Genomic DNA, 5511 nt, shown 5'->3' with positions numbered 1-5511 from the left:
GGCCCTGGGGGCGGGGCGCTGGCGATGGCTGGGCCTGCTCGTTCCGGGGGCCTTGCTGGGCGCACTGCTGCTGCCCGTGCTCGCACCAGAGCCCGCGCTGCGGATCACCTTCCTCTCCGTGGGCCAGGGGGACGCGGTGGTGCTGCGCTCCCGGGGACACCATGCGTTGGTGGATGCGGGCGGCGTTCCGGAGGGCGCGGATACCGGGGAGCGGTTCGTCCTGCCCTTCCTCAAGGCCGAGGGCGTGTCACGGCTGGACCTCGCGGTGCTCTCCCATCCGCATCCGGACCATGCGCTCGGGCTCGTGTCGACGCTGGCCCAGGTGCCCACCGGACGCCTGTGGCTGTCCGCGGGGAGCGCGGACGGGCCGCTGTCCCGGCGGATCATCTCCGCCGCGAAGGGCGCCACGGTGGAGGAGGTGGAGGTGGGGCATGCCTCGTTCGTCCTGGGCGAGGCGACGCTGGAGGTGCTGGGGCCTCCCGTGGACCGCGAGCTGATGGAGGGCGCGAACGACCGGAGCGTGGTGCTGCGCGTGCGCCATGGCGACGTCACCGTGCTGCTGGCGGGCGACGTGGAGGCGGAGGGCGAGGCCGCGCTCGAGGAGGCGCTGGGGCCGGTGACGGTGTTGAAGGTGCCGCACCACGGCTCACGCACGTCCTCCACCGCGCCGCTCCTGGAGCGCACCCGGCCGCGTCACGCGGTGTTCTGCGTGGGCCGGCGCAACCGCTATGGGTTCCCGCATCCGGAGGTGGAGGCGCGCTACCGGGCCCTGGGCACCGAGTGCTGGCGCACCGACCGCGATGGGGCCATCACCCTGGAGAGCGACGGCGAGGACGTCCGGCTGGTGTCCTTCCTGCCGCGCGTGGATTCCGCACCGCCCCCCGTTGCCGGGAGTGGGAGGCAGGCCCAGCTTGAACGGTGATGATCTCCGACGACCTGGATCTCCGGCAGCTCACCGCGCAACTCAAGGCCCGCCTGGGCCCTGGCGAGCCCGTGGGCTACCTGCGCGGCAAGTCCCTGATGCGCGACATGCTGCTCGACATGAGGGACAACCGGTTCTCCGAACTGGAGGCCGAGGAGCTCGTCGACACGCTGGAGTCCCGCGGCTTCGTGCGATTCCTGGGCGACCCGGCGGAGCGCTCCGTTGCGGATGCGCCGTGGGACATCTCGCCCCACGCCTGACGCGCCGGACTACTGGAAGACGAGCCACCCGAAACGCGGCAGCGCGTGGAAGTCGCCGATGAAGAGCGGGGAGAAGGACTGGCCTTCCACCTGCCGGCGGTCGTGGTGCTCCAACCGGTAGAGGTTGAAGCGCCAGCGCTCGCCCGGCTGGGGCGGAATGTGCGGCACCTCCGCGAGCCGGTTGAACGGGATGGCCATCTCCACCGTCCAACCCTCGTCGCGGTCGGACGCGTCGTCCAGCGTGCCGCGCACCTTCACCGCCGTCTTCATGCCTGAGTCCCACGAACGGTCCATGCCCTGGCGCCGTGCGGGAAAGTACGCGTCGAAGATGACGTTGTGGGGAGACACCTGCAGTTCGTTGTACGTGCGCCCGTCCGCGTTGGCGTCGAGGAACACCTCCACGACCTCCTGCTCGTAGATGGAGTCGTCGCGGTTGCGCATCGTGCCCCAGATGTCCGGGTCCTCCACGTCGAAGGCCACGTACAGGTTCGCGTCGTCGTAGACCATGCGCGCCTGGGTGCGCAGCCGCACGGGCCGGCCGTCGAAGCTGCCCGCGAGCGTCACCGGCTTCGCGCCCTTCCAGGCCTCGTCATCCAGCGCCCCGTCGACCACCGGCGCCTTCTTCACGCGCGTGACGGTGTACTCCGGCAGCGCGGGAGGCTCGCCGCCGAGGAGCGGGCCTCGCATCCGGTTGTCACCCGACTGCATGCGCGGATCATCCACCGCGAGCCGCTCGTCGCCCTTCCAGAAGCCCAACGCGAGGCGTGCGGGCGTGGCGGGCATGGCGACGGTGTGCACGTCCTCCAGCACCCGGCCCACGGGCCAGGTCTCCAGCGGCGCGGCGCCGTCCTGGAACTCGTGATCCGCGTTGGCCAGCATCTGGCCGCTCTCCGGATCCACCACGTGCACGAAGAAGTGGAAGCCCTGGGGCGGCGGGCGCACGGCTTGGAAGAAGTGCGAGATGCGCACCGGCTGCCCCGGCGTGGCCTGCTCCGGCGTCACGCGCGCGCCCAGGTAGACGATGGAGCCTCCGGCGAAGGTGGCGCCGCTGCGGAAGGTGAGCCCCTCCGGGGCCGCGTCGAGCGTCCGCAACGTCGTGGGCGCGGGCAGCTTGGGCGTGCGGTGGGCGGGGCCCGCCTGTTCATCGCGGCAGGCGCCACCCACGAACAGGACGGAGGACAGCAACGGGACGAGGGCAAGGGAGCGGAGGCGCATCGAAGGCGCGGAGTCTACCCTTCCCTGCCCTCCTGGAAGCGTTCTTCCTCGGGTGGGGCAGCGCGCTTCCCATGCATGGGCAACCCGTCCGCAAGGGAGGGCGACCGAGCCGGCGGGCCCCCGAGGCCCGGTTGGCATGGACGAAAGTCCACCCCACTTTTCGGTCCAACACAGGGAGGGGACCACATGAGCAAGGGATTGTTGGCTGGCGCGGCGGCGGTGGCGGTGTTGGCGGCGGGTTCCGCGCAGGCGGCTTCGACGGAGCTGCGAAGGTCGGCGGACATGCGCGGCCTGACGTTCCTCGTGGGCGGCGGTGTGGAGGGCTACACCAGCGGGCTGCGAGACCAGATTGATCCAGGCCTGGCGTACGGCGTGACGGTGGCCATCAAGCCGACGAACGTGCTGGGCATCGAACTGGGCTACACGGGCGCCATCAGCAACTTCAACGACAGCCGCGTGCTGACGACGGACACCAGCGGACCGGACATCGTGCGCAACGGCGCGCAGGCGGCGGTGACGCTGGGCCTGACGGCCACGCCGCTCCAGCCGTACGTCATGGGCGGTGTGGGCCTGAGCCGCTACAACGTGCGCTCCGCCGCTCTGGGCTTCCAGGACGACACGGTGGGCAACGTGCCGGTGGGCGCGGGCCTGCGCCTGCACATCGGCAGCTTCACCGCGGACGCACGCGTGAACTACAACTTCCTGTTCGACCAGGAGTTCGCGCTCACCGTGCCGCCGTCCGATGTGAACCTGGGCGGCGACGAGACGTTCAGCAGCGGCGGCCGCTACGTGGGCACCATCAACCTGGGTGCCACCTTCTAGACAGAAGCGATGGCCCACCGCCGTCCCGGCCTCCGGACATGGGAGGCCGGGGCTGGATGGTGCCTGGGGGCAACCTCGCGAAAATGCGACGTCCGGTGGCAGGCGTGACGCTTGCTGCCGGGCGTCCGCATGCGCTTCGAATTCGAGCACCTGGGCACCCCCACCCCGTTCGAGCTGACCGAGGGCCACCACCTCCTGGGCGGCGGCCCCGATGACCATGTCCACCTGGAGGGCCTTCCTCCGGGGCTGTTGACCCTGCGCATCGGCTCCGGGCGGCTCATGGTGGAGGCGGTGCGCAGCTTCACCGTGAACGCGGTGCGCGTGCTGCCCGGCGTGTCGCGCCTGGTGGTGCCCGGCGAGGTGCTGGGCCTTCCGGACGGCATGTGCCTGCGCGTGCTCGCCGAGCCGAGCGCCCCCGGGCGCGGCGTGGGCACTGTCGCGGTGCTCAAGGGCCTGCTGACGGACGCGGACACCCCGCCGTCGCGCGCCGCCTCCCTCACCTGCCTCACCGGACTGGACGTGGGCCGCTGTCACGCGCTCGCGGAGGCGTGCACGGACATCGGCCGGGGCGACGGCGCGGCCCTGCGGCTGCGCGACCGGGCCGTGTCGCGGATGCACGCGCGGATCCGCCGCGAGGACTCGGGCTTCTTGCTGGAGGACCTGGGGACGCCCAACGGCGTGTTCCTCAACGGCGTGCGGCTGGAGTCCTCCGCGCCCCTGGCGGACGGGGACGTCGTGGAGCTGGGGCGCTCGCTGCTCCGCTTCCAGGCGGCGTTCGACGAGGCCTCAGGGGAAGCGCGGCCCGTGCCCCGGCCGGTCGCCGTCGTGGAGGAGCCCGCGGACGCAGGAACGCCGCGGCCTTCCGAAGGAGGGCCACGGCGCCTGGAGGGATGGATCATCGCCGGGGCCGTCGCGCTGGCCCTGGGTGCGCTGCTCGTCACCTCCCTGGTGGCGGCGACGGGCTGAAAAGCGCGCGCCCTACGCCGGCAGTGGCGAGAGGCCCGCGCGCTCCACCAGGAGCCGGGCCAGGTGCTGGTGGTGACGGAAGAAGCTGGTGAAGTGCACGAAGCCCTTGCGGCCCCGGATGGCGTAGACCGTCACCGGCCCGGGGAGGACGTCCAGCTTGCGGATGTCCGCGAACGAGAAGCGCCGCGTGCGCACCATGCCCCGGCAGGTGATGCCCCGGGCGTCCACTTCAATGCGGGTGCGGCCGTAGTAGGTGACGGCCACCCCGAAGAAGACGACGAAGAAGGCCGCGGACAGGAACGTCTGCAGCGGCACGCCGTCGAAGTGGAACAGCCAGGCGAAGATGCCCAGCCATAACAGGCCTGCCGCCGCCATCACGGCGGCGAGCACCCTGCGCGGGCGAAAGACCTGCTGCGGCTGCTTCCCCTCCACCGTCCGAGCGCGTCCGTCCATGCCTTTTAAAATAGTGGGCCGGACAGTCCCTTGGACCATGCCCGTCTGCTCACCAGGCAACCGGTCAGCGCAGGCGCTCGGCCTTCTGGCGGGACTCCTCTTTCAGCTCGGGTCGCACGTCGGCGGCGGTGGAGCGCGCGTAGCGCTCGTAGAGGTCGCGGGCCTCCAGGTTGCGGCCCAACGCACGGTACGCCTCCGCGAGTCCGTACAGCGGCGAGGCCGCGTCCGGCTCCAGCTTCAGCGCGAACTGGTAGTCCGCCGCGGCCTCCGCGTAGCGCCTCAGCCCGATGTTGGCGCTGCCCCGCGCGATGTACGCCACGGTCAGGAGCGGCTCCTGCTGAAGGGCCTGCGACAGCGTCTGGAGCGCGGGCGCGTAGGCGCGCTGGCTGATGTGCTGGACGCCCTGCTCGTAGGCGCGGCGCGCCTGGGCCCGCGTCGTGTCCGCCACCGGCCCGGAACCGGGCATCTGCCCCACGGCCTGCGGCGACGCTCCGAGCTCGCCCTGCTTCACACGCGCGCGGGTGATGTTGTCCTGCGCGCTCTGACGGATGGCGGCGTCCTGGGTGAGGCGCGACGCGGCCTCCCACTCCTCGATGGCGCGCGCGTAGTAGCCGAGCACCGCCAGCGAGTTGCCCAGCTTGAAGCGCGCCTCCACGTGATCCGGGGCCGCGTGCTCCGCGTCGAGGAAGGCGAAGGCGGCCTCTCGGTAGCGGCGCTCGCGCATCAACGCGTCCCCGTCGCGGATCCGCGTGGCCGCCAGCACGGCCTGCGACGTGCGCTGGGGCTGGGACTCCAACGGGCCAGGAGGCGTGTCGGTGGCCGGGCCCGGTGCGCGCGCGGCCGGGGCGGCGGACTTCGTCTGGGGGGCCGGGG

Annotated in this window: 7 protein-coding genes; 4 read left to right on the top strand and 3 right to left on the bottom strand. The window is 72.0% G+C overall.

The window, feature by feature from the left end; all coding sequences use genetic code 11:
- Nucleotides 1-922: ComEC/Rec2 family competence protein (locus D7Y15_RS41840; RefSeq protein WP_148139278.1), on the top strand; the 922-nt coding region annotated here is incomplete at its 5' end.
- Nucleotides 922-1182 carry a hypothetical protein gene (locus D7Y15_RS41835; RefSeq protein ID WP_120566442.1) on the top strand — a complete coding sequence of 87 codons (261 nt, stop codon included), beginning with the start codon at nt 922-924 and terminating at the stop codon, nt 1180-1182. The genes D7Y15_RS41840 and D7Y15_RS41835, both read left to right, overlap by 1 nt.
- A 9-nt stretch (nt 1183-1191) precedes the next feature.
- Here D7Y15_RS41835 and D7Y15_RS41830 read toward each other — a convergent pair whose 3' ends face one another.
- Nucleotides 1192-2397, bottom strand: a complete 1206-nt coding sequence (locus tag D7Y15_RS41830; protein WP_121756046.1) for a carbohydrate-binding family 9-like protein — start codon at nt 2395-2397, stop codon at nt 1192-1194.
- A 186-nt stretch (nt 2398-2583) separates the two neighbouring features.
- Between D7Y15_RS41830 and D7Y15_RS41825 the strand changes: the two genes are divergently transcribed.
- Together D7Y15_RS41825 and D7Y15_RS41820 are read left to right on the top strand one after the other, a co-directional pair.
- Nucleotides 2584-3219 carry an outer membrane beta-barrel protein gene (locus tag D7Y15_RS41825; RefSeq protein ID WP_120581394.1) on the top strand — a complete coding sequence of 212 codons (636 nt, stop codon included), beginning with the start codon at nt 2584-2586 and terminating at the stop codon, nt 3217-3219.
- A 129-nt stretch (nt 3220-3348) separates the two neighbouring features.
- Nucleotides 3349-4185 (top strand): FHA domain-containing protein, encoded by an 837-nt coding sequence (locus tag D7Y15_RS41820; RefSeq protein ID WP_121756047.1) that lies wholly within the window; start codon nt 3349-3351, stop codon nt 4183-4185.
- 12 nt (nt 4186-4197) lie between these two features.
- Here D7Y15_RS41820 and D7Y15_RS41815 read toward each other — a convergent pair whose 3' ends face one another.
- Nucleotides 4198-4638, bottom strand: a complete 441-nt coding sequence (locus D7Y15_RS41815) for a PH domain-containing protein (protein WP_121756045.1) — start codon at nt 4636-4638, stop codon at nt 4198-4200.
- 64 nt (nt 4639-4702) lie between these two features.
- Nucleotides 4703-5511 (bottom strand): lipopolysaccharide assembly protein LapB (locus D7Y15_RS41810; RefSeq protein WP_148713016.1); only part of this gene is annotated, 809 nt, incomplete at its 5' end.

Source organism: Corallococcus sp. AB030 (genome assembly GCF_003668965.1).
Taxonomy (GTDB): domain Bacteria; phylum Myxococcota; class Myxococcia; order Myxococcales; family Myxococcaceae; genus Corallococcus; species Corallococcus exiguus.
This window is presented reverse-complemented; position numbering and strand designations above follow the sequence as displayed.

What these genes read in the sequence shown, in the direction of transcription:
- D7Y15_RS41830 (WP_121756046.1), bottom strand. Translation starts at nt 2,397, where the DNA reads ATGCGCCTCCGCTCCCTTGCCCTCGTCCCGTTGCTGTCCTCCGTCCTG.
- D7Y15_RS41815 (WP_121756045.1), bottom strand. Translation starts at nt 4,638, where the DNA reads ATGGACGGACGCGCTCGGACGGTGGAGGGGAAGCAGCCGCAGCAGGTC.
- D7Y15_RS41820 (WP_121756047.1), top strand. Translation starts at nt 3,349, where the DNA reads ATGCGCTTCGAATTCGAGCACCTGGGCACCCCCACCCCGTTCGAGCTG.
- D7Y15_RS41825 (WP_120581394.1), top strand. Translation starts at nt 2,584, where the DNA reads ATGAGCAAGGGATTGTTGGCTGGCGCGGCGGCGGTGGCGGTGTTGGCG.
- D7Y15_RS41835 (WP_120566442.1), top strand. Translation starts at nt 922, where the DNA reads ATGATCTCCGACGACCTGGATCTCCGGCAGCTCACCGCGCAACTCAAG.